This window comes from Sphingomonas sp. PAMC 26617, assembly GCF_000242835.1.
Classification (GTDB): domain Bacteria; phylum Pseudomonadota; class Alphaproteobacteria; order Sphingomonadales; family Sphingomonadaceae; genus Sphingomonas.
The window spans coordinates 3,043,269-3,070,160 of the sequence record NZ_JH594425.1 but is presented as its reverse complement, the minus strand read 5'-3'; the positions used below and the strand labels follow the sequence as shown (position 1 = coordinate 3,070,160).

The 26,892-nt window shown below is 66.0% G+C and carries 22 protein-coding genes; 13 read left to right on the top strand and 9 right to left on the bottom strand.

Annotation, left to right across the window (positions count from 1 at the left end; genetic code table 11):
* Window positions 1–107: 107 nt before the first annotated feature.
* The 8 genes from RH91_RS13445 to RH91_RS13410 all read left to right on the top strand — a co-directional run bounded on the left by RH91_RS13445 (window position 108) and on the right by RH91_RS13410 (window position 11,620).
* Window positions 108–1,265 (top strand): NAD(P)-dependent alcohol dehydrogenase, encoded by a 1,158-nt coding sequence (locus tag RH91_RS13445; protein WP_010163357.1) that lies wholly within the window; start codon window positions 108–110, stop codon window positions 1,263–1,265.
* A 4-nt stretch (window positions 1,266–1,269) separates the two neighbouring features.
* On the top strand, window positions 1,270–2,301 hold the full coding sequence (locus tag RH91_RS13440; RefSeq protein ID WP_010163356.1) for a lysylphosphatidylglycerol synthase transmembrane domain-containing protein: 1,032 nt from the start codon (window positions 1,270–1,272) through the stop codon (window positions 2,299–2,301).
* Entirely contained in the window at window positions 2,301–4,868 is a 2,568-nt protein-coding gene (gene mgtA / locus RH91_RS13435) for a magnesium-translocating P-type ATPase (protein WP_010163355.1), read from the top strand. Before RH91_RS13440 ends, mgtA begins: the two co-directional genes overlap by 1 nt.
* Window positions 4,869–4,950: 82 nt before the next feature.
* Window positions 4,951–6,702, top strand: a complete 1,752-nt coding sequence (locus tag RH91_RS13430; RefSeq protein ID WP_010163354.1) for a pyridoxal phosphate-dependent decarboxylase family protein — start codon at window positions 4,951–4,953, stop codon at window positions 6,700–6,702.
* A gap of 77 nt (window positions 6,703–6,779) precedes the next feature.
* Window positions 6,780–8,300, top strand: a complete 1,521-nt coding sequence (gadC, locus tag RH91_RS13425; RefSeq protein ID WP_010163353.1) for a putative glutamine/gamma-aminobutyrate antiporter GadC — start codon at window positions 6,780–6,782, stop codon at window positions 8,298–8,300.
* Entirely contained in the window at window positions 8,297–8,980 is a 684-nt protein-coding gene (locus RH91_RS13420; protein ID WP_010163352.1) for a MarC family protein, read from the top strand. Before gadC ends, RH91_RS13420 begins: the two co-directional genes overlap by 4 nt.
* Window positions 8,977–9,936, top strand: coding sequence for a hypothetical protein (locus tag RH91_RS13415; RefSeq protein WP_232283505.1), 960 nt, complete (start codon window positions 8,977–8,979; stop codon window positions 9,934–9,936). Before RH91_RS13420 ends, RH91_RS13415 begins: the two co-directional genes overlap by 4 nt.
* A 112-nt stretch (window positions 9,937–10,048) precedes the next feature.
* Window positions 10,049–11,620, top strand: coding sequence for an oleate hydratase (locus RH91_RS13410; RefSeq protein ID WP_010163350.1), 1,572 nt, complete (start codon window positions 10,049–10,051; stop codon window positions 11,618–11,620).
* A gap of 36 nt (window positions 11,621–11,656) precedes the next feature.
* Here the strand turns inward: RH91_RS13410 and RH91_RS13405 are convergent, their stop codons facing one another.
* Together RH91_RS13405 and RH91_RS13400 are read right to left on the bottom strand one after the other, a co-directional pair.
* The gene (locus RH91_RS13405) at window positions 11,657–13,171 is read right to left on the bottom strand and encodes an acetyl-CoA hydrolase/transferase family protein (RefSeq protein WP_010163349.1); all 1,515 of its coding nucleotides are present in this window, start codon (window positions 13,169–13,171) and stop codon (window positions 11,657–11,659) included.
* Between the two features lie 153 nt (window positions 13,172–13,324).
* The gene (locus tag RH91_RS13400; protein WP_010163348.1) at window positions 13,325–14,068 is read right to left on the bottom strand and encodes a hypothetical protein; all 744 of its coding nucleotides are present in this window, start codon (window positions 14,066–14,068) and stop codon (window positions 13,325–13,327) included.
* Between the two features lie 362 nt (window positions 14,069–14,430).
* Between RH91_RS13400 and RH91_RS13395 the strand changes: the two genes are divergently transcribed.
* Window positions 14,431–15,081, top strand: coding sequence for a BON domain-containing protein (locus RH91_RS13395; protein ID WP_010163347.1), 651 nt, complete (start codon window positions 14,431–14,433; stop codon window positions 15,079–15,081).
* A 164-nt stretch (window positions 15,082–15,245) separates the two neighbouring features.
* Window positions 15,246–15,488: an SHOCT domain-containing protein gene (locus RH91_RS13390; RefSeq protein WP_037479415.1), complete on the top strand. Its 243-nt coding sequence runs from the start codon at window positions 15,246–15,248 to the stop codon at window positions 15,486–15,488.
* A 102-nt stretch (window positions 15,489–15,590) separates the two neighbouring features.
* On the opposite strand, the gene RH91_RS13385 is transcribed toward RH91_RS13390, so the two are convergent.
* The 3 genes from RH91_RS13385 to RH91_RS23160 form a co-directional block, all read right to left on the bottom strand.
* Window positions 15,591–16,259, bottom strand: coding sequence for an NAD(P)H-dependent oxidoreductase (locus RH91_RS13385; protein ID WP_029623853.1), 669 nt, complete (start codon window positions 16,257–16,259; stop codon window positions 15,591–15,593).
* A gap of 150 nt (window positions 16,260–16,409) precedes the next feature.
* Window positions 16,410–16,856 carry a response regulator gene (locus RH91_RS13380; RefSeq protein ID WP_232283504.1) on the bottom strand — a complete coding sequence of 149 codons (447 nt, stop codon included), beginning with the start codon at window positions 16,854–16,856 and terminating at the stop codon, window positions 16,410–16,412.
* A gap of 299 nt (window positions 16,857–17,155) precedes the next feature.
* Window positions 17,156–17,320, bottom strand: coding sequence for a hypothetical protein (locus tag RH91_RS23160; protein ID WP_232283594.1), 165 nt, complete (start codon window positions 17,318–17,320; stop codon window positions 17,156–17,158).
* On the opposite strand from RH91_RS23160, the gene RH91_RS13375 reads away from it, so the two are divergent.
* Window positions 17,277–21,578 carry a CheR family methyltransferase gene (locus RH91_RS13375; protein ID WP_232283583.1) on the top strand — a complete coding sequence of 1,434 codons (4,302 nt, stop codon included), beginning with the start codon at window positions 17,277–17,279 and terminating at the stop codon, window positions 21,576–21,578. The two genes, RH91_RS23160 and RH91_RS13375, sit on opposite strands and share 44 nt — an antisense overlap.
* A 364-nt stretch (window positions 21,579–21,942) precedes the next feature.
* On the opposite strand, the gene RH91_RS13370 is transcribed toward RH91_RS13375, so the two are convergent.
* Window positions 21,943–22,521, bottom strand: a complete 579-nt coding sequence (locus tag RH91_RS13370) for a chemotaxis protein CheB (protein ID WP_037479414.1) — start codon at window positions 22,519–22,521, stop codon at window positions 21,943–21,945.
* Window positions 22,522–22,878: 357 nt separating this feature from the next.
* Between RH91_RS13370 and RH91_RS13365 the strand changes: the two genes are divergently transcribed.
* Together RH91_RS13365 and RH91_RS13360 are read left to right on the top strand one after the other, a co-directional pair.
* A complete protein-coding gene (locus RH91_RS13365) occupies window positions 22,879–24,198 on the top strand; it encodes an MlaA family lipoprotein (protein ID WP_232283503.1) in 1,320 nt (439 codons plus the stop codon).
* Complete coding sequence (locus RH91_RS13360; RefSeq protein WP_232283502.1) at window positions 24,188–24,724, top strand: cytochrome b; 537 nt, start codon at window positions 24,188–24,190, stop codon at window positions 24,722–24,724. Before RH91_RS13365 ends, RH91_RS13360 begins: the two co-directional genes overlap by 11 nt.
* Here RH91_RS13360 and RH91_RS13355 read toward each other — a convergent pair.
* Genes RH91_RS13355 through RH91_RS13345 form a run of 3 tightly spaced genes read right to left on the bottom strand, consistent with a single transcriptional unit; the run spans window position 24,721 to window position 26,857 of the window.
* Window positions 24,721–25,593 carry a hypothetical protein gene (locus RH91_RS13355; RefSeq protein ID WP_010163336.1) on the bottom strand — a complete coding sequence of 291 codons (873 nt, stop codon included), beginning with the start codon at window positions 25,591–25,593 and terminating at the stop codon, window positions 24,721–24,723. The genes RH91_RS13360 and RH91_RS13355 overlap by 4 nt on opposite strands.
* Window positions 25,594–25,619: 26 nt before the next feature.
* Entirely contained in the window at window positions 25,620–26,219 is a 600-nt protein-coding gene (locus tag RH91_RS13350) for a class I SAM-dependent methyltransferase (RefSeq protein WP_010163335.1), read from the bottom strand.
* Window positions 26,216–26,857, bottom strand: coding sequence for a hypothetical protein (locus RH91_RS13345; protein WP_010163334.1), 642 nt, complete (start codon window positions 26,855–26,857; stop codon window positions 26,216–26,218). Before RH91_RS13345 ends, RH91_RS13350 begins: the two co-directional genes overlap by 4 nt.
* Between the last annotated feature and the right edge of the window lie 35 nt (window positions 26,858–26,892).

Genomic DNA, 26,892 nt, shown 5'->3' with positions numbered 1-26,892 from the left:
AGTTTCCGAGCCTGTCGCAGCGAGGCATCCCGGTTCACCCCTTCGTCACCCTCGCGGACACACGGCTGATTGTCCGGCCATCGGCCCGCGAAACCCTGGAGGCCAGCATGTCCGATACGTTCTTTCCCGAAAAATACGCCGATCGCAGCGAAACCGTCCTCGCCCGGACCGGCGCGGTGGAAATCGATCCGGAACAGCCCACGTCGACCCGCGCCTATGGCACGCTCGGGCCGAGCGCACCGATCCACGCGATGCAGATCGAACGCCGCGCACTGGAGCCCGACGATGTCGCGATCGACATCCTGTATTGCGGCGTCTGCCACAGCGACATCCACATGGTCCGCGGCGAATGGGGCGAGCAGCAGTATCCGATGGTACCGGGCCACGAATTCGTCGGCCGGGTCAGCGCGGTCGGCGCGGCGGTAACGCGCCTGGTCCCCGGTGATCATGCCGGCGTCGGCTGCATGGTCGACAGTTGCGGCGTGTGCGAGACGTGCAAGGCGGGGCTGGAGCAATATTGCACCGTCGGCGCGACGATGACCTATGCCTCGCCCGATCCGCGCGGCCCCGGGCAGACGCAGGGCGGCTATGCCGAGCGGATCGTCGTGCGCGACCGTTTCGTCGTCAAGATCCCCGAGGGCGCGGACCTGGCGACGACCGCGCCGCTGCTCTGTTCGGGCGTGACCACCTTTTCCCCGATGCAGCACTGGCGGCTCGGCTCGGGGCAGCGCTTCGCGGTCGTCGGGCTGGGGGGGCTTGGCCATATGGCGCTCAAGCTTGCGGTCCATCGCGGCGCGGAAGCGACCGTCTTCACCACCAGCGCGGACAAGGCGGCGGATGCCTATGCGATGGGCGCGAAGGACGTGATCGTGTGGCATCCGCTCGCCAGCAAGCCGATCCCGCTGGTCGAGGAACTGGCCAACCGGTTCGACTTCATCCTGTCGACCATCCCCTTCCCGTTCGACGCCGCGCCGTTCCTGCCGCTGCTTCGGCACGATGGCGTCTTCGTCAACGTCGGCACGCCGGGCGCTATCGCCGGGGTGAGCGGCGGCGGGTTGTGGAACCAGCGCCGCTCGATCGTCGGATCGTGCATCGGCGGGATGCCCGAAACGCAGGAGGTGGTCGATTATTGCTGCGCCAACGGCATCCGCCCGCAAATCGAGCTGATCCACCCCGACCAGATCACCGATGCCTATCTGCGCGTCGAGAACAAGGCCGTCCGCTACCGCTACGTCATCGATCTCGCCGCCGGGCGCACCGGATGAGTGCGTGACCGGCACCACGAAGAAGGCGGCCAAGCGCCCGAAACTGGGCGACACCGGGCATCTCTCCGGCTGGTTTTTCGGGGTGTTGGGCGTCGGCGTGCTGGTGTTCGCGGTGCTCAACTTCGGCGACCTGCAAAGTTTCGGGGCGATGTTGCAGCGTGCGGAACCCGTGTGGCTGCTCGCCGCGGCGGGCTTGCAGGGGATCACCTACGCCAGCGTCTCGCTCGGCTGGAAGCTCGTCCTCGACAAGGCGCGGTCGCCGCTGCCACTGTCCCGGCTGATCCCGGTCGCGCTGTCGAAGCTGTTTGCCGATGCGATGATCCCGGCGGCGGGCATGGGGGGCAATCTGTTGCTGGTCGACCGGCTCGTGAAGCTTGGCGTCCCTCGCGGGGCGGCGGTTGCGGCGCTGATCGTGTCGCTGATCGGCTATTATGCGGCGTTCGCGGTGTTCGCGCTGGTCATGCTGCTGCTGTTGTGGGTCCATGGCAAGGCGACGCCGCTGCTCGCCGGGGTCGTCACCGCGTTCCTGCTGGTCGCGCTCGCGGTCCCCGGCCTCGCGCTCTGGCTGCGGCGGCGCGGGAGCCGACCGCTGTCCCCGTTCCTCGAACATCTGCCGATCGTCCACACGCTGCTGCATGTCGTGGGAGAAGCCCCCGCCCGGCTGCTCAGGGACAAGACGCTGATCCTCGGCGTGACCGCGTGCAATGCCGCACTCTTCCTCGTGGATGCCGCCACGCTACAGGTGTGCATGCTGGCACTAGGCCATCCGACCCCGTTCAGCACCGCCTTCATCGCGATGATGGGCGGATCGATCGTCGCGGCGCTCGCGCCGGTGCCGATGGGGCTGGGCAGTTTCGAGGTCGGGTCTACCGCGATGCTCAGCCTGCTCGGGGTTCCCGTTCCGGCGGCACTGGCTGGAACGCTGTTGCTGCGTGGCTTTACGCTGTGGTTGCCGCTGCTTCCCGGGTTCGTGTTGATGAAGGGCTCGTTCCGGTCCGTGCATCTGCACCGATCCAAAGCGCCCGAGGTCGAGTGATGGGTGCACCCGTACCGGCCACCAGACCGAAATCCGCGCCGCCCTTCTGGTCGCGAACGGCGGACGAGACCTGCGCCGCGCTGGCGTGCAGCCAGAGCGGTCTGAGCGCCGCCGAAGCTGCTGTCCGCCTGTCGCATTATGGTGCCAATTCGGACGCGCCCGCGAAGCGGGTCGGGATCGTGCGCGCGGTAGTGCGGCGGCTGCTCGAACCGCTGTCGCTCATCCTACTGGTCGCGGCGATCGTGTCGATTGCGACGGGGGACGGGATCGGCGGCTCGATCATCGTGTCGATCCTCGCGGTCTCGATCGGCCTGGATACGGTGCAGGAGGGTCACGCCGGGCACGCCGCCGATGTCCTGCGCCAATCGGTTGCGCTGACCGCCGAAGTCAGCCGCGACGGGGCCTATCGGCAAATGCCGGTCGACGGGGTCGTCCCCGGCGACGTCATCCGCGTCCGCGCCGGCGACATCATCCCGGCCGACGGTCTCGTCCTCGACAGCACCGCCTTCACGGCGAACGAAGCTGCCCTCACCGGTGAACCCTATCCCGTCGACAAGCGCGCTGGCCCCGTCGCCGGACTTTCGGCGAACCAGGCGCGTGGCGCGCTGTTCCGTGGCGCGGTCGCGCAGACCGGCGAGGCGATCGCGCTGGTCGTCAACACCGGCCGCGCGACGATCTTCGGGGCGGCGGCGGCGGCGCTGGCCGATGCCGCCGGGGCGTCCCCCTTCGAAAAGGACATGCGCGCCTACGGCCTGTTCACCGCGCGGCTGACGATGGCGCTGGTCGTCGTCGTCCTGACCACCAGCGTCTTCTTCGGCAGGCCGCTGCTGCAATCGTTGCTGTTCGCGGTCGCGCTCGCGGTCGGGCTGGCACCCGAGTTGCTGCCGATGATCACGACGGTGACACTGTCGCGCGGCGCGATGCGGATGGCCCGCCGCAAGGTGATCGTTAAGCGCCTCGCCGCAATTCATGATCTCGGCGCGATGACGGTGCTGTGTACCGACAAGACCGGCACGCTGACCTCGGCCGAAATCACGCTCGACCGCGGGATCGGATGCGCGGGGGTGGAGGATCCGCGCCCGGCGCAGCTCGCGGCGGTCGCGGCGGTTCTGGGCGGGGATCGCGGCGCGCTCGACACCGCGTTGGTCGCCGCCACTCCGGACGCGACGGTCGGGTGGACGCTGCGCGGGCGGCACGCGTTCGACTTTACCCGTCGCCTCGGCTCGGTGCTCGCCGACGGACCTGATGGCCCGATCCTGATCGCCAAGGGCGCGCCGGAGGCGGTGGTGGCGCTCTGCACGACGTCGCGCCAGGGAAGCGGGACCATCGCCATGGGGGATACGGAGCGCGCGTCCGCGCTGGCGCAAGTCCGCGCGCTGGCGGACCGCGACGGCCTGCGGACGATCGCGGTCGCCTCGCGCCCATGGGACAAAGCGTCGTGCGATCCCGACGCCACGGACGAGGTGGGGCTGATCTTCGAAGGCCTGTGCGCCTTCGCCGATCCGCCCAAGCCCACCGCCGCCGCTGCGATCGCACGGCTCGCGGCCGCCGGGGTCCAGCTCAAGATCCTGTCCGGCGACGATCCGGTCGTCGTCAAGCGGCTTGCCGGGCTCGTCGGCCTGCGCGCCGATCGCGTCCTGTCGGGCAGCGATATTGCGCAGTTGAGCGACGATGCGCTGGCGGTCCAGGTCCGCTCGGTCGATGCTTATGGTCGGCTCGCCCCGGACCAGAAATCCCGCCTCGTCCGTGCGTTGCAGTCGCGCGGCGCGGTGGTCGGCTATCTTGGCGACGGGATCAACGACGCGCCCGCGCTCAAGGCGGCGCAGATCGGCCTGTCGGTATCGGGCGCGACCGGCGTTGCGCAGGCTGCCGCCGACATGATCCTGCTCGATCAGGATCTTGCCGTGGTCGCGGACGGCGTCGAGGAGGGGCGCCGGACCTTCGCCAACATCCTCAAATATGTGCGGATGGAAGCGAGCTCGAATTTCGGCAACATGCTGTCGATGGCGGTGGCCTCGCTGTTCCTGCCCTTCCTGCCGATGCTGCCGACGCAGATCCTGCTCAACAACCTGCTGTACGACGTGTCCGAAGTCGGCATCCCGTTCGATAGCGTCCGGCCAGAAGCCGTCGCGCGGCCGCAAGTCTGGGACATGCACGCGCTGGTGCGGTTCGCGGGGGTGATGGGGTTGCTGTCGTCGGTCTTCGACCTGCTGATCTTCGCCGGACTGGTCTTCATTTTCCACGCGACCCCGGGCGCATTCCAGACCGCATGGTTCCTCGAATCGATGGCGACGCAGATCCTGGTCATCTTCGTCATCAGGACCCGGGGACGGCCCTGGGCGGACCTCCCACGGCCGGCGCTGGCGGCGACGTCGCTTGGCGCGCTGGTCGTCGCGATGATCCTGCCTTTCACGCCGGTCGCGGTGCTGTTCGGCTTCGATCCGCCACCGCTCTTGATGACCTGTGGCATCGTGATCGTGGTGGCCGCCTATCTGGCCTGCGCCGAGCTCCTGAAAAACGCCGCGTTCGGCGCGATCGCCGTGCGGCAGTCCCCTGCCCCACGCTGAGTAGTTTCCGAGGCTGACGCGCGCACCCGGTTGCGTCGATCAGGCGGCCTTCTCCCGCCCTTCGATCATCAGAGGTACTCCCATGCACGACCGGACCAACGCCGCCGCAGCCATCGCGCATGCCGCATCGACCGAAAACGACTCCGCGGCAGCATCGGCGCCAGCCCCGAAATGGGCGAAATACCACGCCAAGATGGCGGGCGAATTCCCCTCGCCCTTCCGCGGCGATGACGATCCGCTCGCGCGCCAGATCAACAAGTTCGTCGAGAAGCTCGACATGCTGCGGCCCGAAAAGGGCGGCCCGGCCTTTCTCGGCAAGAACCCCGCGCTCACCTATGCTTATCCCGACGTCAAGAACATCACCGTCCCGCAGGAGATGGGGGATCTCGACCGGGTGCTCGACGATGTGGTCGGTCTGTTCGAGGGCGCGCCCAATTGGGGCAACCCGCTGACGATGTGCAACGTCATCCCGCAGTCGAACACTGCGGCCGTCGTCGCGTCGATGCTGTCGCAGGTGTTCTCGGCCAACATCCTCGAGGGCGAATATGCGTGGAACGTCCACCGCGCCGAGCTCGAGACGGCGGGCATGGTCGCCAACATGTTCGGCTGGACCCCGGTCAACAGCGGCGCGATCTACACCTATGGCGGCGGTGGCTGCTGGACCTACGGCCTGAAATACGGGCTGACGCGGGTGCTCAAGGATTCGCGCGAAAAGGGCGTGCGGACCGACGCAAAGGTGATCTGTTCGCAGCAGGCGCATTACGTGCAGCAGAATGCGACCGACTGGCTCGGCCTCGGCATGGACAACATCGTCCACGTCCGCACCGACGTTGCCACCAACCAGATGGACCTTGGCCATCTCGAGGAATTGCTGACCGATTTCGCCGCGCGCGGCATTCCCGTGGCGACCGTCGTCTGCACGATGGGCACGACCGACGCGAGCGCGTTCGACCCGATTGGCCTGGTCCGCGAAGTGATGGACCGCCATCCCAATCCCGAAGGCTTCGGCAAGGCGGTACTCTATGCCGACGCGGTCGTCGGATGGTCGTGGATCTACTTCAAGGACTATGACTTCGAGGCCAATCTACTCGAATTCTCCGACCGTATCCTGCCCGTGCTGCGCCGCAACGGCGAGGCGATGCGCGAGCTCGAACACGCCGATTGCGTCGGGATCGATTTCCACAAGGTCGGCTGGGCACCCTATGTCAGCAGCTGCTTCCTGTACCGCGACGCGACCGAGTTCGAATCGATCCACCGCCGCGGCGCGGACGCCTATCTGCAGGCGCGCACGCCGTACAACCCGATGTACTACACGCTCGAAGTCTCGCGCACCGCGTCGGGCTCGCTCGCGGGTTGGGCGACGCTGAAGTACTTCGGCAAGGAAGGGATGCAGGCGATCCTCGGCGGCATCCTCGAAACCAAATACTACCTCTACGACCTGATCCGCAGCCATCCCGACATGGTCTGCGTCAACTCGGACGACACCGGGCTGATCACGCTGTTCCGCGTCTACCCCAAGGGCGTCGACGCGCAGGTACAGTTCGGTCGCGAACTGAACGAACCGGCGCTGCGGAGCGACCTGATAAAGCATAACCACCTGACCGAAGCGGTCGGCAACAAGCTGTTCGAATGGTTCCGCTCGGGCAAGCAGATCGACGGCAAGTACACGCCGTACATGAGCTTCAGCACGGGCTTCCGCGACGCGACCTACAATCGCGACGGGACCGACGAAGAGGCCGTCGTCTATGCGCTGAAGTCGTTCCCGATGAACGTCTTCATCACGCCCGAGACGATGCAATGGGCGCTGCACTGCGTCGCGGCCGCCCGCGACTAAGTCCTCAAGCGCTAACCCCTCGCCCGAACTCTGCGCCGTCGGCCGTGGTCGGCGGCGCCCCTTTCAAGGCTGTTTCCATGACCGAGCCCTCGCCTCCTGCCGCCGCGCCCGGCGGCAAGCCTAAGCCCGCGGGTTGGCTCGCGCATGGCGGCCAGACCAGGACCCAGCCCAAGATCGTCATCGGCATGATGGCGTTTGCGATCATGAACGTAACGACGATCGTCAGCCTGCGCGGCATGCCGGCCCAGGCCGAATATGGCATGGCGTCGATCTTCTATTATCTGTTCGCCGCGATCGTCTTCCTGGTGCCCGTGTCTTTGGTAGCCGCAGAACTCGCCGCGACCTTCCCCAAGCAGAGTGGCGTGTTCCGCTGGATCGGCGAGGCGTTCGGCCCGCGCTGGGGTTTCGCGGCGATCTATTATCAATGGCAAGCGGTGGTGATCTGGTTCCCGACCGTGCTGATCTTCGCCGCCGCCGCGCTCGCCTATATCTGGTGGCCGCCCGCGTTCGACCAGGCGCTTGCGGACAACAAGCTCTATACGATCTGCGTTCTGCTCGCGGTCTATTGGTTCGTGACGCTGGTCACCTTCCGCGGCATGGCCGCATCGACTCGGCTGAGTTCGCTCGGCGGCCTGTTCGGGACGATCATCCCCGGCGCGATCCTGATCGCACTCGGCGTGGCCTATGTCGCGAGCGGCAAGCCGATGCACCTCGACCTGCACGCCAGCGTGATCCCCGATTTCAGCGATTTCCACAACATGGTGCTGGCCGCCAGCGTCTTCCTCTATTTCGCGGGGATGGAGATGCAGGCGGTCCATGTGCAGGACCTCGAGAACCCGACGCGCAATTATCCGCTGTCGGTGCTAATCGCGACGGTGATGGTCGTGGTGATCTTCGTGCTCGGCACGCTTGCGGTCGGCGCGGTCATTCCGCGCGAAGCGATCGATATCAACCGCGGGCTGCTCGTCGCCTATAACGAACTGTGGGCGGCGTTCGGGCTGCCCTGGCTCGGCAACGTGATGGCGGCGATGCTGGCGTTCGGCGTGCTGGGCCAGGTCAGCGTGATCGTCGCCGGGCCGTCGACCGGGCTGCTCGCGGTCGGCAAGGCGGGGTATCTGCCGCATGTCCTGCAGAAGACCAACGCGCACGGCATTCCGGTCGCGATCCTGATCCTGCAAGGCGTGCTCGTCACGCTGCTGTGCGTCGCCTTTACGGTGCTGCCGTCGGTCGAATCCGCCTATCAACTGCTCAGCCAGATGGCGACGATCATCTATCTGGTGATGTACGTCCTGCTCTACGTCGCCGCGATCCGGTTGCGCTACACACAGCCCGACCGGGTCCGCCCGTTCCGGATCCCTGGCGGGAATGTCGGCATGTGGCTGGTCGGGCTTGTGGGGCTTGCCGGGGCGCTCGTCGCGCTGGGGTTCAGCTTCATTCCGCCGGCGCAGATCAGCACCGGCAGTCCGGTGCTCTACGTCGGGGCGCTGGTGATCGGGTCGGTGTTCTTCCTCGCGATCCCGTTCGTGATCTACGCCTTTCACAAGCCCGACTGGAAGGCGGCGGAATCGGACTTCGAACCGTTCGAAACCGCCGCATGAGCGCGCTCGACACCAATGCGCTGGTGACGATGACCGTCGGCCTGTTCGCGATCACCGCGCCGATCGCGGTCCTGCCCTTGTTCGTCGCAGCCACCGCCGGCCAGACAGCCGGCGACCAGCGTCGCACTGCGCTGGTCGCGGCGGCGACCTATGTCGTGGCCGGACTGCTCGCGCTGTTCATCGGCAACGCCGCGCTCGGCGTCTTCGGAGTCAGCGTCGCCGCGTTGCGCGTGGCGGGAATGGCGGTGATCGGCGTGATCGGCTGGCAGATGCTCAACGCGCCGACCCCGAGCGAGGCGACACCTGCGCGCAGCCACCACCACCGCGCGTCCAACACCCACGTGGCGGCGGCCGCGCACCATGCCGTCGCCCCCTCGCCTACATCCGTGGGTATCCTGCCGCTGGGATTCCCGATCTATGCCGGACCGGGGGTGCTGTCGGTCATCATCGCGTGGGGCAGCGGCAGCCGCCCGGTCTATCTCGCCGCGATGGTCGCGATCCTCGCGAATGCGGCGATCATCGTCGCGCTCGATTTCCTGGCCGCGCCGATCACCCGCGTGATCGGGGAGAAGGCCCTGCTGATCACCGAGAAGGTCTTCGGTCTGCTCGTCGTCGCGATTGCGGTCGGCGGGATGGCGGGCGCGCTGGTCGTGCTGTTCCCGGGGCTCGGCGGGCGATGAGGGCGCACGCTGTGCTTACGCTGTGCGCGTTGGGATTGCCCGGCGCGGCGCTGGCGCAGGATGCAGATCTGGCGGTTCGCAACCAGTGGTTCACCGGCTCGCTCGAGGCGTCGTCGCCAGCCTTGTCGACCGCCGGGACGCTCGCGATCGAACCTTATCTCATCTACAAGATCGATACCGGACGCTATGACGATCATGGCCATCGCCACCCCGGCGGCGACGGCGTAAATCAGCTGCAGTCGGTGACGGTCGTGAAATACGCGCTCACCGACCGGGTGAGCTTCCAGGCGCTGCCGACGGCCGTCCGCGTGACCGATGGCCATGATCGACGCGGCCTCGGGATCGCCGACCTGCCGGTCGAGCTGGAATATCGGCTGAAGGACGAGAATGGCCGAACCGGGTCGCCTTCGATTACCGCGAGCGCGGGCATGGTGCTGCCGATCGGTCGATACGATCACCTGACGACCGTGCTCGACGGCCTCGGCACGGGCGCGCTGCTGGCCAAGCAGGGCATCGTCGTCGAATCGCTGTTCGACACCAAGGGCGGCCACCCGGTTCGCATCCGTCTCTTCGCCTCCGTAACCGAGGCGCTGGCAGCGGCGGACGTTCGCGACGTGAGCGTGTACGGAACGACGGATGGCTTCGTCGGCCACGCCACACCGGGCGTGTCCGCGCAGGTCGGCCTGGCCGCCGGCTATGCGCTCGACCAGCGCTGGGTGATTGCGCTCGATCTGGTGCGCAGCGAAGCCGGCCGCTCGCGCCTCACGGGCGTCGACGCAAGCGGTACGGCGCTGCGCACCACGGGCCTTCGCGCATCGCGCACGATCCTGGCGCCAGCGCTCGAATATAACTGGTCGGCGCGCGCCGGGCTCATCGCGGGGGTCGAGCTGTCGGTCGCGGGCCGCAATACCCCCGCCTACGTCGCCCCGCAGATCGCCGTCGCCCTGGCGTTCTGACGGTCGATCCAGCGACCGCCATCGGGGTCGGCGCCGTGCGTAGTTTCCGACGCTGCCCGGAGTCCGGGAACGGCCCTACGCCCGCATCCTTCGGACAAAGGATCGGTATCTCATGAGCAGCTATACATTCGTCGGCAGCGGCATTGCCTCGCTTGCGGGGGCGGCGATCCTGCTGCGCGACGGCGACGTCGCGGGCAAGGACATCACGATCCTCGAGGAAAGCCACCAGACCGGCGGCGCATTCGACGCGCACGGAACCGCGGAAGACGGCTATTTCATGAGCGGCAGCCGCATGTTCGAGGCGATGTACCAATGCACCTTCGACCTGTTCGACGGGATCCCCTCCGCGACCGACCCGATGATTTCGGTGACCGAGGAAACCAACCGCGCCGCCGCGAAATGGCCGTGGGACAACAAGGTCCGGCTGGTCAATCGCGACGGCAGCGTGCCCGACGCGCACTCCATGCGCTTCAACGAGCATGACCGGATCAACCTCGTCACGCTGATCGGCGAGCCCGAGAGCCTGCTCGACGACAAGCGCATCACCGATTGCTTCACGCCCCATTTCTTCGAAACCAATTTCTGGATGGAATGGTGCACGCTGTTCGCGTTCGAACCGTGGCACAGCGCGATCGAATTCCGCCGCTACCTGCGCCGGTTCGTCCACCATTTCTCGACGATCGACGTCCAGCACGACATCTATCGCACCGTCTACAACCAGTATGACAGCATGATCGTCCCGCTCATGCGCTGGCTGAAGGATCGCGGCGTCCAGTTCCGCCACGGCGTCCGCGTCGAGGATCTCGGCTTCGCCGCGGGCAGCGACGCGGTCACCGTGACGAGCATCTCGACGCTGACCGCCGACGGCCCGGAGGCAATTCCGGTCAAGCAGGGCGACCTGGTATTCGTCACCAACGGCTCGATGACCGCGGACAAGGCGTTCGGGTCGATGACCAAGGCCCCCGGCCTCGATACGAGCAACCATTCGGGCGCATGGAAGCTGTGGGAAAAGCTCGCCGAGGGGCGCCCGGCGTTCGGCGATCCGGCCGCGTTCAACCGCAACGTCGAGGAGAGTTCGTGGATCTCCTTCACCGTCACGGTCAAGGACCCGTTGTTCCTGGAACTGATGGAGCGGTTCAGCGGGAGCGCGGCGGGGACCGGCGGGCTGATCACCTTCAAGCAGTCGGCGTGGCTGCTGACGCTGTCGATCTATCATCAGCCGTTCTTCCCCGAACAGCCCGAGGGGGTCGCGGTATGGTGGGGCTATGGCCTGTTCCACGATCGCCCCGGCGATTACGTCAAGAAGCCGCTGGTCGAGTGCACCGGCGCGGAGATCCTTGAGGAAGTGCTCGGCCATCTGCGCTTCAGCGCGCCCGACAGCGCGGCGGTGCTTGCGGCATCGACCTGCATTCCATGCGCGATGCCCTATATCACCAGCCAGTTCATGCCCCGCAAGGCAGGCGACCGGCCGCTGGTGGTGCCGACCGGATCAACCAACCTCGCCTTCATCGGCCAGTTTGCCGAGCAGCCCGACGACGTCGTGTTCACGGTCGAATATTCGATCCGCTGCGCAATGACGGCGGTCTACACGCTGCTCAAGCTCGATAAGGCCCCGCCGCCCGTGTACGAAGGGCTGCACAGCCCCAAGGTGATCGTCGACGCGATCCGGACGCTGCACCGATAGCACCCAGCCTTCTGACCGGGACGTGCGCGTCCCCGGTCAGAAACGCATCGACCCCGTTTCCATGAAGCGCTGATGCCACGACAGCGCTTCGCCCGGCAGCGATGGTGACTGTTGTCCGTAGGACCCGACCCGGGCCCGCGCATAATAATCGGCGAGTGCGGGGCGGTAATCGGGATGCGCGCAGCGCTCGATGATCAGCACGGCGCGCTGCTTGGGACTGAGCCCGCGCAGATCGGCGAGCCCCTGCTCGGTCACCAGCACCTGCACGTCCTGGCTGATATGGTCGACATGGCTCGCCTGCGGGACGATCGCGGAGATCTTGCCGCCCTTGGCGGTCGACGGCGTCATGAAGATCGACACATAGGCATTGCGCGCGAAATCGCCCGAGCCGCCGATGCCGTTCTGGATGCGCGATCCCATGACGTGCGTGGAATTGACGTTGCCGTAGATGTCCGCCTCGATCAGCCCGTTCATCGCGAGGCACCCCAGCCGCCGGATCAGTTCGGGATGGTTGCTGATCTCCTGCGGGCGCAGGATCATCTTGTCGCGATAGCGGCCGAGGTCGGCATTGAGCCGCGCCGCCGCCTCGGGACTGAGCGAGAAGGCGGTTGCCGACGCCATCCGCAATTTGCCCGAATCGAGCAGGTCGAGCATCCCGTCCTGGATGACTTCGGTATAGGAGGTCATGTCGCTGAACGGCCCGTCGATCAGCCCCGTCAGCACCGCGTTGGCGATATTGCCGACCCCCGACTGCAGCGGGAGCAGCGAAGCGGGCAACCGCCCGCGCGCGACTTCGTGGCGGAAGAATTCGATCAGATGCCCGGCAATCGCATGCGCCGCCGCCTCGGGTGCGGCGAACGGCAGGTTGCGGTCGGGCGCCTCCGTCTCGACGATCGCGACGATCTTGTCGGGATCGACCCGGAAATACGCCTCTCCGATCCGGTCGTCGGGCCGGACCAGCGGGATCGGCACGCGGTGCGGGGGCAGCGCGGTGCCGTAATAGATGTCGTGCATCCCCTCCAGCGCGGGGTTCTGCCAGCGGTTGACCTCCAGAATGATCTTGTCGGCGCGGTCGAGCCAGGTCTTGTTGTTGCCCACCGACGAGGAGGGAATGAGTGACCCGTCGGCGCGGATGCCCGAGACTTCGATCACCGCGGTGTCGAGTGGGCCGAGGAAACCCTGCCACGCCATCGGTGCGACATGGCTAAGGTGCATGTCGAAATATTCCATCTCGCCGCGATTGATCTTCTCGCGCGCAATCGGGTCCGAATTGTACGGCAAGCGGAACTCGATGCCGTCCGCCTTGGCCAGCGCACCGTCGAGCTCGGGCCCGGTCGAGGCACCCGTCCAGATCCGGACGCGGAACGGGTTTCCGGCGGCATGTTCCGCCTCGATCCGCGCGGCGAGCGCCAGCGGCACCGCCTTGGGATAACCCGAACCGGTGAAGCCGCTCATCCCGATCGTGCTGCCGGAGTGGATCAGCATGGCCGCCTGCTCGGCACTCATGACGCGTCCGCGCAAGGTCGGGTTGTCGATACGACTGCTGCTCATCCTGGGCCTCGTTTCACCGGGCCGCAGCCCTTGCCGTCAGGTCGCGCGCCCGACGGTCGCCGCCGGCGCGCCGGGGGAACACCTGCCCGCACGGTGCCTATGCCTATTGCGACCGGAACGCCACCATTGCCCGGCGCTACCGGATCCGCGGCGTTACGCTGCGGTGCCGATGTGCCGGACTGGCATGGTTCCGAGCGCGGTGCGGGCCAGCGCGACGATCTGCGGCACCGTGGTGTGCGAAAAACCCGCCGTACGCAGCGCGAGAATGCGGCCTTCCAGCGAAGGACGCTGCTGCGCGAGGTACTCCGTCAGATGCCGCGCCTCGTTGCTCTGTCCCGTTCCCTGGCTGACGAGTACGATGCGCCCCTTGGCTGGCAAACTCGCAGCGACCGCCGCAAAGAAGCGGGTGTCGGCCGGATCGTTTTCGGCGCGATCCGCATCGTGTGTCGCGCGATCGATATGGTCGTGGCGCAAATGGTGCGTTTCCTCGACCGCCATCGTCCGGTGTTCGGGATGGATCGGATATAGCCGCGCACCCGCATGATCGATGACGACGAGCAGGTCGGGCGTGGCGGGATCGATCGGCGGGACCGGCGCGACGCCCTGATCCGACCATCCCGCCCGAACGAGCAAGTGCCGAACGTCCATGACGTCGCGCGCCGTCAAGTCCTTGCCGTGCGCCGGCTTCAGCGAAAGCTGTTGGTCCCCGACCCGCAGTATCAGGTCACCACCCGGCCGCTGCTCCGTCGTGCCGATCGCTTCGAACAGATGGGTCAGGTCGCGCCACGTCAGGTTGTGGGTCAGCGGGTGCTGGAACAGTTTCTCCAATGCCCGGAGATGCGCGCCCGAGGGGGCCAGCGTACGATCGCGATCGATTGTGGACGCTTCGTGGGACATGCTGCTACCTTTCCGATGAGATTTCAGAGAGCGCGCCAGGAGAAGGACATTCGCCGGCGTTGAGAGTGGACCGCGATGACCGCTCGCCGGGTACGGCAACAGGACCGGAATCTACGCAAAGTGCGGCCTGCGCGTGCCGATGCGACCTCTTCGGGGGCTGGCGTCGGCATCACCGCTTCCACGCCCTATGCCCAGGCACCGGCCCCAATACCATCCTCACGCCGTGCCACTCACCGGCCGGGAGCCGCACTGAGTATTTTCCGGGGCTGTCTGGCTTCCGGATCGGCGGCGCAAAGCGCTCCGACAACGCCGGGCCATTTGGTGTTGCTTTCCGGCGCGCCCTCGAACGCGGAGCTACGTCCATGTCGAACGATGAACAACTGAAGACCTCGGTCCTTGCCGAACTGAAGTGGGAGCCTAGCATTTCGTCGGCTCATATCGGCGTAACCGCCGAAGACGGTACCATTACGCTAACCGGACACGTCGAAACCTACGGACAGAAGCGCGCGGCCGAACTGGCCACGGGCCGCGTCAAGGGGGTCAAGGCCATTGCCGAGGAGATCGAGGTTCGGCTCCCCTTCACCGTCAAGCATGACGATACCCAGATCGCCAAGGCGGCGGCCGAACGTCTGCGCTGGGATGCCGAAACGCCGCAGGACACGGTCAAGGTCAAGGTCGAAAAGGGGTGGATCACGCTCTCCGGGACCGTTGACTGGCATTTCCAGAAAGACGCGGCCGAACGCGAAATCCGCGGCCTGTCGGGCGTCGTTGGCGTCTTCAATCAGATTACCATCAAGCCCCGGGTCAACGTCGCGCATGTCGGCGAAGACATTCGCCACGCGCTATATCGCGGCTGGTTCAACCCGGACACGATCCAGGTCACGGAACATGATGGCAAGGTGAAGCTGACCGGCACCGTCGAGACCTGGCAGGACCGTGAGACCGCCGGGGCGACCGCATGGGCCGCGCCGGGGGCGAACGCCGTGGAAAACGACGTGGTCGTCGCCTGGTAGGTCGAGCCCGGACATCTGTTGCCGCCGGCCCGGGTATCGGACTGGCGGCAATGGGTCCTGCCTTTCGACACCGCGCCGATCGAACTCCGACAGGCGTCGCCATTCGACCCCGCCCCCGACGACGTCTTGTCCCTTCGCCGATCCCCAAGCTCAAGGATATGAAAATGACTGCAACTAATTGGAACGACTGGTACTTTGGGTGGGACTGGTTGCTCTGGGTGGGATTCGTCGTCCTGCTGTTCTCCGGCCTCGGAAATTGGGGCTATACCTATCGTGCGCAACGCCGGTACGACGTCGCGCCAGCCAAGGGCGCACTGACGATCCTCGACGAACGATATGCCCGCGGCGAGATAGCGAGAGACGAGTATCTCCAGATAAAATCCGAGATATCGGACGGCAAGGCCTAGATCGGTCCGGTTCGCCGCTGCCGGAGCGCGGTTTCCCGCGCTCTCGTAGCCGCCAGGGAGCCCCGCCCCTTGCTGGTCTTTTCTGGGATCACGGCGCGACCGTCAGGCCACGCAGGCAAGGTCGCGGGCGTTCGTCGGATCTCGAAGCTCGTCGCAGATCCGTTGTGCCTCTTCCTCGACCTGAGAGAGATCCTGTCGGGCGAAACGCCCGCTCTGCTGGCAGGTGATGTGGCCCAGATGGACGTGCCTTTGCGAGTGCATGCCGAAAGCAGAAACGAGGTATCGGTCGAAGACGCTGCGCAGCGCCTGCCCTTCCCCCTGTACATCGAGCCAGAGCGTTTGTGTCGCAGACGTCGTGAAGCTGAGCAACCGTTTGCCCCCCAGCAATGCGCTCGCGTCGTTGCGCTGGATCGCCTGCGGATCGACCCCGGCCCCCAGCACCCGTTCGACATAGCCCTTCATCATGGCTGGCGCCGAGCCGAACCAGATCGGGTAGATCAGGACGAAAACGTCCCCCTGGCTGATCAACGCAAGTTCGCGCGCCACGTCGGACGCACGCTGGAACCCGGCAAGCGTCGGTCGTTCGTACGTCTTCAGGACCGGATCGAAGCCGATCGCGTAGAGATCGCGGAAGACGACGTCGTGGCCGGCTGCGCGGACGGCGGCGCAATAGGTCTCCGCGATCGCCCGGTTGAAGCTCTCGGGGTCGGGATGGCAGAGGACGACGACATGCCGTACGGGCGGGGCCATCGCCGGAATGTCTTGGGTCATCGCGAGATCCTTGCAGAAGAAGCCGACCGGTTCACGGGAGGGTACGAGCAGTCGGGCTACCGTTTCGGTGCGTCCGCGGGCAGTACCGGAATCTACTCATAGACCTGTCTTCGGGAGTGCTCTCCGCGCGACCGCGCCCGTCGCGGGCGGTCAATTGCGGCGGGCGCCAAGCGCGGCCTTGGCCATCCCGTTCGCCAGGGCATGCATGGTGAACGGCTTGGCCAGAACCACCGCGTCCGGGACCGCCTTCAGGAGCTGGTTCGGATCCCCGCTGATGTAGAAATGCGCCACGAAACCGCGGGCAAGGATCTGCCGCATCGCCGACACCCCACTGCCCTCGGCAAGATTGCCATCGACGATCATCAGATCGGGCGCCAGACGCGCCGCGGCCTCGACGGCATCCGCCTCGGTCGACGCGATATGGCAAACGTCATGCCCCATTGCGCTCAGCAGATCGGCAAGATCCATCGCGATCAGTACGTCGTCCTCGACGAGGAGAATTTTCCGGCCAAGGCTCACGGTTTGACACGCCTTGCCTGATGCGCGCGACATCCACGCTGGGTCACATTCCGGTTGACTGCCGGTGACTGCGGCCACCCGGCCTCGGAGAAGCAGTCTCTTGTCGTGTCCACGCTCTAGCCTCCGTGCCCGCCCATCGGCGATAAATGCGAACCTGCGCAGGATTGTGAACGGCGCTGTCACCAGGGTCGACCGCGATAATGACCGGAAGAAATCCACGCAGTCAGTCTCGGAAACTACTCACGCCGGCACCACGCACCACCGAATTCTGCAATCACGCAACTATACGTAGGATAAAAGTGCCACGACAGTGCTACTTCCCTTTTCATGACGGCACATGAAACAGTCTCGGCGGATGCACGGCCCACCGCTGAAGTTCAGCCCGCGTCGCCGCGGCGGGAGAAAGGTACGGCCCCGGTCGCCGCGAGAGGGCCTCCGGAGTCGATCCCGATCGTCGCCATCGGCGCTTCGTCGGGCGGGCTCGAGGCGGCATCGAGACTGCTCGACGCACTACCGCCGACCTCGGGTGTGGCGTTCATCATCGTGGTGCATCTCGATCCGTCCCACAAGAGCATGATGGCCGACCTGTTGGCCGATCATACCACGATGAAGATCGAAGAAGCGGTCGATGGTGGTGCCATTTGCGCGGACCATATCTATGTCATTCCCCCAGGGCGCTACCTTTCTGTTCACGAAGGCGCGCTGGCGCTCTCCCCGCAGCAGGCACATCATGGCGCGCGCCTGCCGTTCGATGTTCTGCTGGAATCGCTGGCCAAGGAGTGCGGACGCGAGGCGATTGCCGTAATCCTGTCGGGAACGGGCGCGGACGGCAGCGGCGGGCTTGCCGCGCTGAAAGCCGCGGGGGGCTATGCGATCGCACAGGACCCGGAAGAGGCCGATTATGGCGGAATGCCACGGAGCGCGATCGACACCGGATTGATCGATCGGGTTCTCGCGCTCGAGGACATTCCCGCCGCACTGGCGGACCGCAGGATCGCAATCGCGCAGTTCCCCGCCGCGCCGACCGTCTTTGCCGCTCCGTCTTCATCCAGCCTGAACGCCATCATCGGCGTCCTCAACGAAAAGACCGCGCACGATTTCCGCCAGTACAAGACGGGGACGCTGGAACGACGGATCGAGCGGCGGATCGCGCTGCTCGCGCTCGCGCCCGGCAATTTTGCCGAATATCTGGAGCTGCTGCGCAACGACCCGGCGGAGCGGGATCTTCTCGCCAAGGACCTGCTGATCAACGTGACGAGCTTTTTCCGGGATCCGGCGATCTTCACCGCGCTCGCCAAGTCGATCATTCCGGAACTTCTCGACCGTCTGCCCGAGCACAAGGCGCTCAGGATCTGGGTCGCGGGGTGCAGCACCGGCGAAGAAGCCTATTCGATCGGGATGCTGTGCCGAGACGCGATCAAGGCATCCGGCCGCGACATCAAGCTCCAGCTTTTCGCTTCCGACGTCGATCCGGACGCGATTGCGACGGCACGCGAGGGGCTGTATCCGTTCGAAATCGAGCATACCGTCCCCGCCGACCAGTTGTCGCGCTTCTTCGTCCGGGACGACACCGGCTACCGCGTGGCCTCCGCGCTGCGCGGCGATGTCGTCTTTACCGTGCAGGACGTGCTTTCGGACCCGCCCTTCTCGAAGATCGACCTCGTCTCGTGCCGCAATCTGCTGATCTATCTGAACCCCGAGGCGCAGGCGAAGGTCATATCGATGTTCCACTTCGCGCTACGCGAAGGCGGAATCCTCGTTTTGGGATCGTCCGAGACGGTCGGCAGCGCCGAGGACCGGTTCGAGGTCATCGCCAAGTCCGAGCGTTTCTATCGCCACATCGGGCGGAGCCGGACGGGTGACGCGGGCTTTCCCCTGAGCTTCGGCGAAGCCCTGCCGATGCTCGGGACACCCGATCGGTCCGCATCGCCGACGCGGCAGTCCACGCTTGCGGACATTTGCCGCCGGGCGGTCATCGCCACCCACGCGCCTGCGGCCATTCTGATCAATTGCAAGCGGCAGTGTCTCTTTTCGATGGGGCCGACCGATCGTTATCTCCGGATCCAGCCGGGCTATGCCACGCTCGACCTGCTCGCGATGGCGTCGCCGACCCTGCGTACCAAGCTTCGGCTGGCGATCGACAAGGTCAGCAAGGCGACTCCGCGCGTCGATGGCGGCCGCGCGCGGGTGATGCATGACGGCACCGCCATCTGGTTCCGGCTCGATGTCCAGGCGGTTGCCGACGGCCAGGACGACATGCTGCTCGTCTGCTTCGTCGAGGAACCGGGCGACAGCGCCGACGCGACATCCTCCCCCAGCAAAGGCGACGCCGCGCGTGTCAGCGAGCTCGAACAGGAACTGGAGGCGACCCAGGCGGAATTGCAGACGGCGATCCTGAACCAGGAAACGTCGAGCCAGGAACAGAAGGCGATCAACGAGGAAGCGCTCTCGGTCAACGAGGAGTTCCAGTCGACCAACGAGGAACTGCTGACCTCCAAGGAGGAGTTGCAGTCGCTCAATGAGGAACTGACCGCGCTCAACAGCCAGTTGCAGGAGACGCTGGAACGCCAGCGCCTGACCTCGGACGATCTGCAGAACGTGCTCTACAGCACGAACGTCGCGACGCTCTTCCTCGACATGGACCTGAAGATCCGGTTCTATACGCCTGCGATCAAGTCGGTCTTCAACATCATCGCGGGGGACATCGGGCGGCCGATCGCCGATCTGCGCTCGATCGCGACAGATCCCGATTTGCTGGGCGATGCGCGCAAGGTGCTGGCGGATCACGCCCTGATCGATCGCGAGATCAGCGCGCCGAACGATACGTGGTTTCTCCGCCGCGTGTTTCCCTATCGCGCGCATGACGACGCGGTCGAAGGCGTCGTCATCACCTTCGCCGACACCACCGACCGGAAGATCGCCGCCAAGGCCCTCGAGGCAGCCAAGATCGAGGCGGACCGCGCCAATCTTGCCAAGTCGCGTTTTCTCGCAGCGGCGAGCCATGACCTGCGCCAGCCGCTCCAGTCGCTGACGCTGCTGCAGGAACTGCTCAACCAGACCGTCGAGGGTGAAAAGACCCGGAAGCTGCTTTCCCGTCAGGGACAGACCCTCGCGGCAATGTCCGGCATGCTCAATGCATTGCTCGACATCAACCAGATCGAAGCGGGCGTGGTCGAGGCAAAGCCGGCGGTCTTCCCGATTGCCGACGTCCTTGATCTCCTGCGCGACGAGTTCAGTTATCTCGCACAGGCGCGCAACTTGTCGCTCCACATCCTGCCGAGTGCGGCGTTGGTCCTGAGCGATGCCACGCTGCTGACGCAGATGATCCGCAATCTGCTCGGCAACGCGATCAAATATACGAAGAAGGGGAAGATCCTGCTTGGCTGCCGGCGCACCGGCGACACGCTGCGGATCGAGGTCTGGGATACCGGGATCGGGATTGCCGAAGACCAGTTGCACGCGATCTTCGAGGAATTCCATCAGATCGACAACGCCGCGCGCGAATGCAGCCTCGGCCTGGGTCTCGGGCTGTCGATCGTGCAGCGCCTCGGGCATTTGCTCGGGCATGCCGTCGACGTGCGCTCGCAGCCAGACAAGGGCTCGGTCTTCACGATCACGCTGCCCTGTCCGGAAGCCGATCCGCCGGGGCCCGCCGCCGGACCACCTGATCCCGATCTTGGCCCGGGCGGGCACCGGCGTACCTGCAAGATCGTCGTCGTGGAGGACGACCCGGACGTCGTCGAGTTGCTCGAGCAACTGCTCAAGGGCGAGGGACATATCGTCAAGACCGCGTCCGATGCGGCAGCCGCGATCACCCTGGTTGCGGGCAGCGCGATCAAGCCCGAACTGCTGCTGACCGACTATAACCTGCCCGGCGGCATGGATGGCATCGATCTCCTGCGGAGCCTTCGGGCGAGCCTGCCGCGTGGCCTACCCGCGATCGTGCTCACCGGGGACATTTCGAGCGAAGCGCTGGCGCGGATCGCGGGACAGGACTGTGTCCAGTTGAGCAAGCCGGTCAAGGCGCGGGACCTGACTGCGGCGATCGAGCACCTTATGGCGGGGGCCCTGCCGTCGACGTGGCACGTGCCCGGCGCTGGCGCGATCACGGGCGGATCCGTCGCCTATGTCGTCGACGACGACCCGCACGTGCTGGCCACGATCCGCGACGTGCTCGAAGACGATGGGCGGATGGTGGAGGACTTTCCGAGTGCGGAGGCGTTTCTCGCCGCGTATCGGCCCGGCAATGACGGGTGCCTGCTGGTCGACGCGCATCTGACGGGCCTGAGCGGCGTGGCGCTGATCGAGGCGCTGCGCGCGCGCGGCAACCATCTTCCCGCGATCCTGATCACGGGCAGCAGCGATATCGGTCTCGCGGTCGCGGCGATGCGCAGCGGTGCGTGCGATTTCATCGAGAAGCCGGTCGGTCGGGTCGAATTGCTCGCCAGCATCGCGCGCGCGATCGACCAGTCGCACGACCTGCGGCTGCGCGACGCCGCGCATGAGCAAGCTGCCGCGCATGTCGGCGAATTGACCGGTCGCCAGCGCGAAGTGATGGACCTGGTCCTGGCGGGACACCCCAGCAAGAACATTGCCGCCGATCTCGGGATCAGCCAGCGCACCGTCGAAAACCACCGCGCGGCGGTCATGCACAAGATGCAGGCCAAGTCGCTCCCCGAACTCGCGCGCATCGCGCAGGCCGCCGCCGACGGGCAGCCGGCGAATGGCAGTGCGCCCCTGCCCTCGTCCGAAACGCCCGCTGCAACAGGCGCGACCGGCCAGCGGCCGAGCGAAACCTAGCCCCGTTCCGTTCCGCGACGCCACGCTACGAAGCAGGGCTCAGGACGCGGCACTCTGCCCCCATGTCGCAGTCGCAACAGGCCGCTGCCTCCCCCGCCGTCCCGATGCAACGCTGCCGATAGAGACGCGCCAGATGGGCATGCGACCATGCGGCGGGTCTACAGTCGGTCGCCGCGGCGATCACGTCTTCGGTGCGGGCCCGGTCGCGCAGAAACGATCTGGTTTCGATTGGCATGGCGCTGGTCTTTCTCGCCGACCGCGGCGTGGGTGAAGCGGTCTGGTGTTCCCACGGTATGGCGACGGACCGGGCCGCTCAAGGATCGGGAACTACGCACGGGCGGGGCCGTCGTCGACGAATGGACCTTCAGGCGCGATCGGACCCGAGGATTTCCGCGATCTTGGCGGCAATGTCTTCGGGACGCAGGATGAAATCGACGCAGCCGCTGGCGATCGCGCTGTCGGGCATGTCCGCCTGCCCCGCGGAGGCGGGCAACTGCGCGATCGTGACCCCGCCGCACGCACGAATGCCGCACAGCGCGTCCGCGCCGTCGCCGTCATAGCCCGACACGATCACCGCGATGAGCTTCCCGTGCCAATATTGCGTCAGCGATCGCAGGAAGACGGTGATGACGTCGGGCCAGCCCCGGGGTTTTGAAATCGGCGCAAGGCGAAAGACCCCGTCCAGGACATGGAGATCGCGTTGCGCGGGGATGATGAAGACATGGTTCGGCCGGATATCGAGCCCCTCGGTGATGAGTTCGACCGGCATCGCGGTATGCCGCGGGAGGATTTCGTGGAGCAGGGTCGAGACGGTGCGCAAATGGTTGACGATCACGATCGCCGCGCCAAGATCGCTCGGCAGATTGTCGAGCAGCCGCTTGTACGCATCGAGACCACCCGCCGATCCGCCGACGCATATGATCGGGATATCCCGGGGTGTCATCGAACGAATGCTCCTCTGCATGGACTGGGCAGTCAGGTCCCACGTCGACGCATGCGACGGACTGCCCTGCTCGACCATAGGTACATCTGCACGGAACCGCGTACGCTTTCTGTGTGACCCGGCCACTTTGGTGCCGGGCGCACTACCACGGACCATCCCCGGATCGCTGGAGCGCAGCGAATGGCCGGACGCGCCTTGGCCGCCGTGATAAGCGACAGGAGGCGATGCTGACGGTGCAATCGCCCCGATCACCGTCCCGCGACGACACGAAGGTGGACGTTTCCTCGGATCGTCCCGGCGTTGCGGACTCTTGCGTTATGGACACTCGTCGAACCGTACGGGTCCACTGTTGATCCGTTGATAGTCGATGACGGCGCCGTGTGGGCACCCTCGATCCGTCCACTGCACGTCGTGGGCGTGAGGCGGGTGTTGCCGGTCAGAGTCACGCCGATCGCGCCGGTCGAACGGATCACCCGACCGGCCGCCCGGCACGGCTGGACGTTCCCGATCGGGGCGCGAACGACGCGACGGCGCACGCGCGCAAAGCCGGAACAATCGACTGGGGTCGTGCACCGCTCGCGGCGTCTTTCCCGGATGAACGATATGACAACCACCGCCGGACCCGCGTCCGCCGCCCCGCACCTCGACAAGAGTCGATCAGCGTGCCCGCCTGATCGCCCCCGGCTTTGGCCGGCGTCGATCGCGACGGCTTTCCTGGTGGCCGCCAGCATGCCGGTCGCTGCCTTCGCGCAGAATCGAGGACCCGAGTATGACGCACCCACGTCGATCGCAACGACACCGCACTTCGTACCGACGCCCTTCGGTGCCAACCAGCCATTCACACCGGTTGCCGAATGGGCGAACGACCCCTCCAGACCAGGCAACGCCGCGACGCAAAGCGACATCGTCGTCGTGGGTAAAAAGGCGCTTGCCCCTGATCCGCTGGCGGCCATCAACGTCAAGGCGTTCGGCGCCACACAGGCAGTGGACCGCGCGTTCGTCGGGCCGGTTGCGATGGCCTATAAAAAGGTTCTTCCGTCGCCGGTCCGCAGCGGGCTGCGCAACGTCCTCTATAATCTGCACGAACCCGATGTCTTCCTCAATTATCTCTTGCAGTTGAAGCCAGGCAAGGCCGCCGAGACCCTCGGCCGCTTCGCATTGAACAGCACGGTCGGGATCGGCGGGGTGCTCGATATCGCGAAACGGCGCCCGTTCAAATTGCCTCGGCGGCCCAACGGCTTCGCCGACACGTTCGGGTTTTACGGCATCAGGAACGGCGCGTTCCTGTACGTGCCGTTGATCGGACCTACGACGCTGCGCGATTTTGCAGGCGGCATGCTCGACCGTTTCGTCTTGCCGGTGGCCGTGGGCAGTCCGTTCAACAGCCTGGCCTTTTCGATACCGGTCGGCGTGCTGAGCACGCTCGATCACCGCGCGGAATTCGACGACCAGCTTCACGAGCTCCACGACGGCGTCCCCGATCCCTACAGGACATCGCGAGACTTCTACCTCAGACGACGACAGGCGGAAATCGACCGCATTCGCGGCAGGACGCGTTCATCACTCCCGTCTCAGCCGTCAACGCCCGCGGCAACCGTCTCCGCCCAGGAACCACAGCCCGCGCCGACCGCTCCCTCCATCACCAGTGCTACGCGGGAGAATGGCGATGAGGGATAGTGCAGGACCAGCGCATTACAGCATGGTCGCGCGCGTGCTGCACTGGAGTGTAGTGGCGCTGATCGTCATACAATTCGCGATCGCCTGGACCATGCCTGACATCCATGGCGGCATGCGACCGGTTGGGTTGATCGGTTGGCACCTGTCGTTCGGCACCGCGATCCTCGCGGTGATGCTGGTTCGACTGGTCTGGCGCCTGTCCCACCGCGAACCTGTAGCGCCGGAAACGATATCCGCGCCGCTGCGCCGGATATCGCGTGGGACGCATGCGCTGCTTTACGCGCTTCTTGTCGCCCTCCCGCTGCTTGGTTGGGCAAATGCGTCCGCGCGCGGATGGCCGGTCAGGCTGTTCGGTGCAATTCCCCTGCCGCCCCTGTCCGCCACCGGATCACCGCTTGGCCTGTGGCTGGGGGACGTTCACGGGACGGTTGCGATCGTCCTGCTGGCGGTGATCGCATTGCACGTGGCCGGCGCCTTGTATCACCTCCTGATCCTCCGGGATCGCACCGTCCAACGCATGCTCTAACGATGGCCTGGCCTGATCCGTCGGGCCGGGACGACGCCGGGGGGGATCAGCGTGGCCGCCGCCACCACAAGCGCAAGTGCCACCTCGACCCCCACGACCCCGAACGCACCCAGCGCCGCCGCGATCGATGCCGCTCCGCCGGCCTTGCCGATCGCGGCAACTGCCCCTGCGAACAGCATATCCTTGCCCGGCATGAACGGCAGCCCCGAAATCAGTTGTCTGAGCGTCAGGAACAGAACGCAGGTATCGAGCGTCAGGCCCGGCTCGACGGTCAGCCACACCGGGATCAGCAAGCCGAGCATCGCGACCGCTCGCACCAGATGCACACCGGTCACGAACAGCGCGTCGGGGCCCGTCATCCTGAGCAGGCGTCGCCGTAAACCGATCATCCCGATACTCGGTGCGATCACGACCGCGCAGGACAGGGCGATATGGGGGAACGTCAGCCCCGGCGTTGCAAGCCCTTTGTTTGCCAGGAACGGCACGACCAACGCGATCGTCACGCCATTGCCGACCAGGGCAGAAAGCACCGAAACGTCCTTGATCGCATGCAAGGGTGCCGCGATTCCCCGGGTGCGCGCCCAGGCGAACAGATAGACGTCGCCCGAATAAGCAAACATGAGTTCGTTGCTCAGGAATCGTCGGGTCAGCGCGCCGAACATTCCATCGCGCACGCCCCACAGCCGCCGGAAGATGGCCAGATCCGCAAGCGGATGAACCAGCACATAGGCCAGCGCCGCGAGCCAGAAACCGCCGGGCAGGTGCTTGAGGGCGGCGGCGCTCCCCGCGGGAATGTGCCGCAGCGCAACGATCGCGATCGCCAGCCAGAGGATCACCAACGCTCCGCGCATGATCGTGTCACGCGCCACGCTTGGCCCCCTTGGTGCAGTCCCGATCACCCGTCGATCGTCCCGATCAGACCACGGACCCCGAACCCTGCATCGACCACGCTGATGCGGGCGGCTGGCCCGAGCATCTGGCCGAACGTCGTAGCCGTGAACAGACGATGCGTTCCGCTCCGGTCGAGACCAATCCGTGCGAGAGCGGCCGCTTCCGTTACGTAGAGGACAACTCGTCCGTGCGGCCGTGTCACCCGGCGAAGTTCCGCCAGCACCGCGCGCGGATCGTGCCAGAAATAGGCGACGTTCGTCGCAAGGATCCGGTCGAACCTGTGATCGGCAAAGGGCAACGCATCGAACCGTCCGACGCAGAATTGCGCATCGGGACAGCGTCGGGACGCGATCGCGATCATCGCATCCGAATGATCCAGACCCGTAACGCACCCGGCTCCGACGACGCCTTGCAATGCGGGAATGGCATCGCCCGCCCCGCACCCGAGGTCCAGCACTGCATCCCCCGGGCGGGGGTCCAGCGCGGCGATGGCAAGGCGCGTCGGCCGACGGTTCACCAGCCGCATGGCGTCCGCCACCACCCTGCCGCCGAGGCCGCTCGGCTTGGCCAGCTGGCGGCCGAGCGCGGTTGCGATCCGGGTCACGCGTGCTTGAGCTTGGCGTCGATCTTGGCGAGCAGCGAGCGCATTTCGGCCCGGCGACCGGCGTCCCATACCGGTCGGCTGGCGTTCACCGGCGCCTGCAGCCCGCGAAGGGCATAGATCCTCGCTTCTGCAGGTCGCCCCTCATCGTTGAGGAAATCGGCATAGAAGAAGGTATTGTCGAGCCCGCGCGGATCCTGTCGCAACGCCCCCTCGAGCAGCGCACGCGCCTTCGCCGTGCTGCCAAAGCCGACCGGGAACCCCGGGACCCGGTAATAGAGCACGCCCAGGCTCATCTTTACGCCGCCGTCGGCAATGTTCGGATCGATTGCCTGGGCGCGCTCGAGGATGGCCTTGGCGGCTTTTGCCAACCCCAATTGGCGAAAGACGCTCGCCCGCGCCGCTTCTTCGCTGGTCACGATGCCTTGCCACAAGAGCGGTTCGGCCCGTCCCGGATAGCGCGCGACGACTTGCGCGGCCTGCCCCGCCAGCACGTCTAGGTCGCGATATTGCTCCTCGCGGTTCGCGACCTGGTAGCGGATGTGCGCCCATTGATCGTTGATGCGCTGGACCGCGGCATCCATCTGCGGATTGTTGCTCGCCTGCGCCGCGCTGGCGACGCCCCATAGGAGACAGATCATTACGGCTTTACCGAACACATGCATTTGATGAGCTC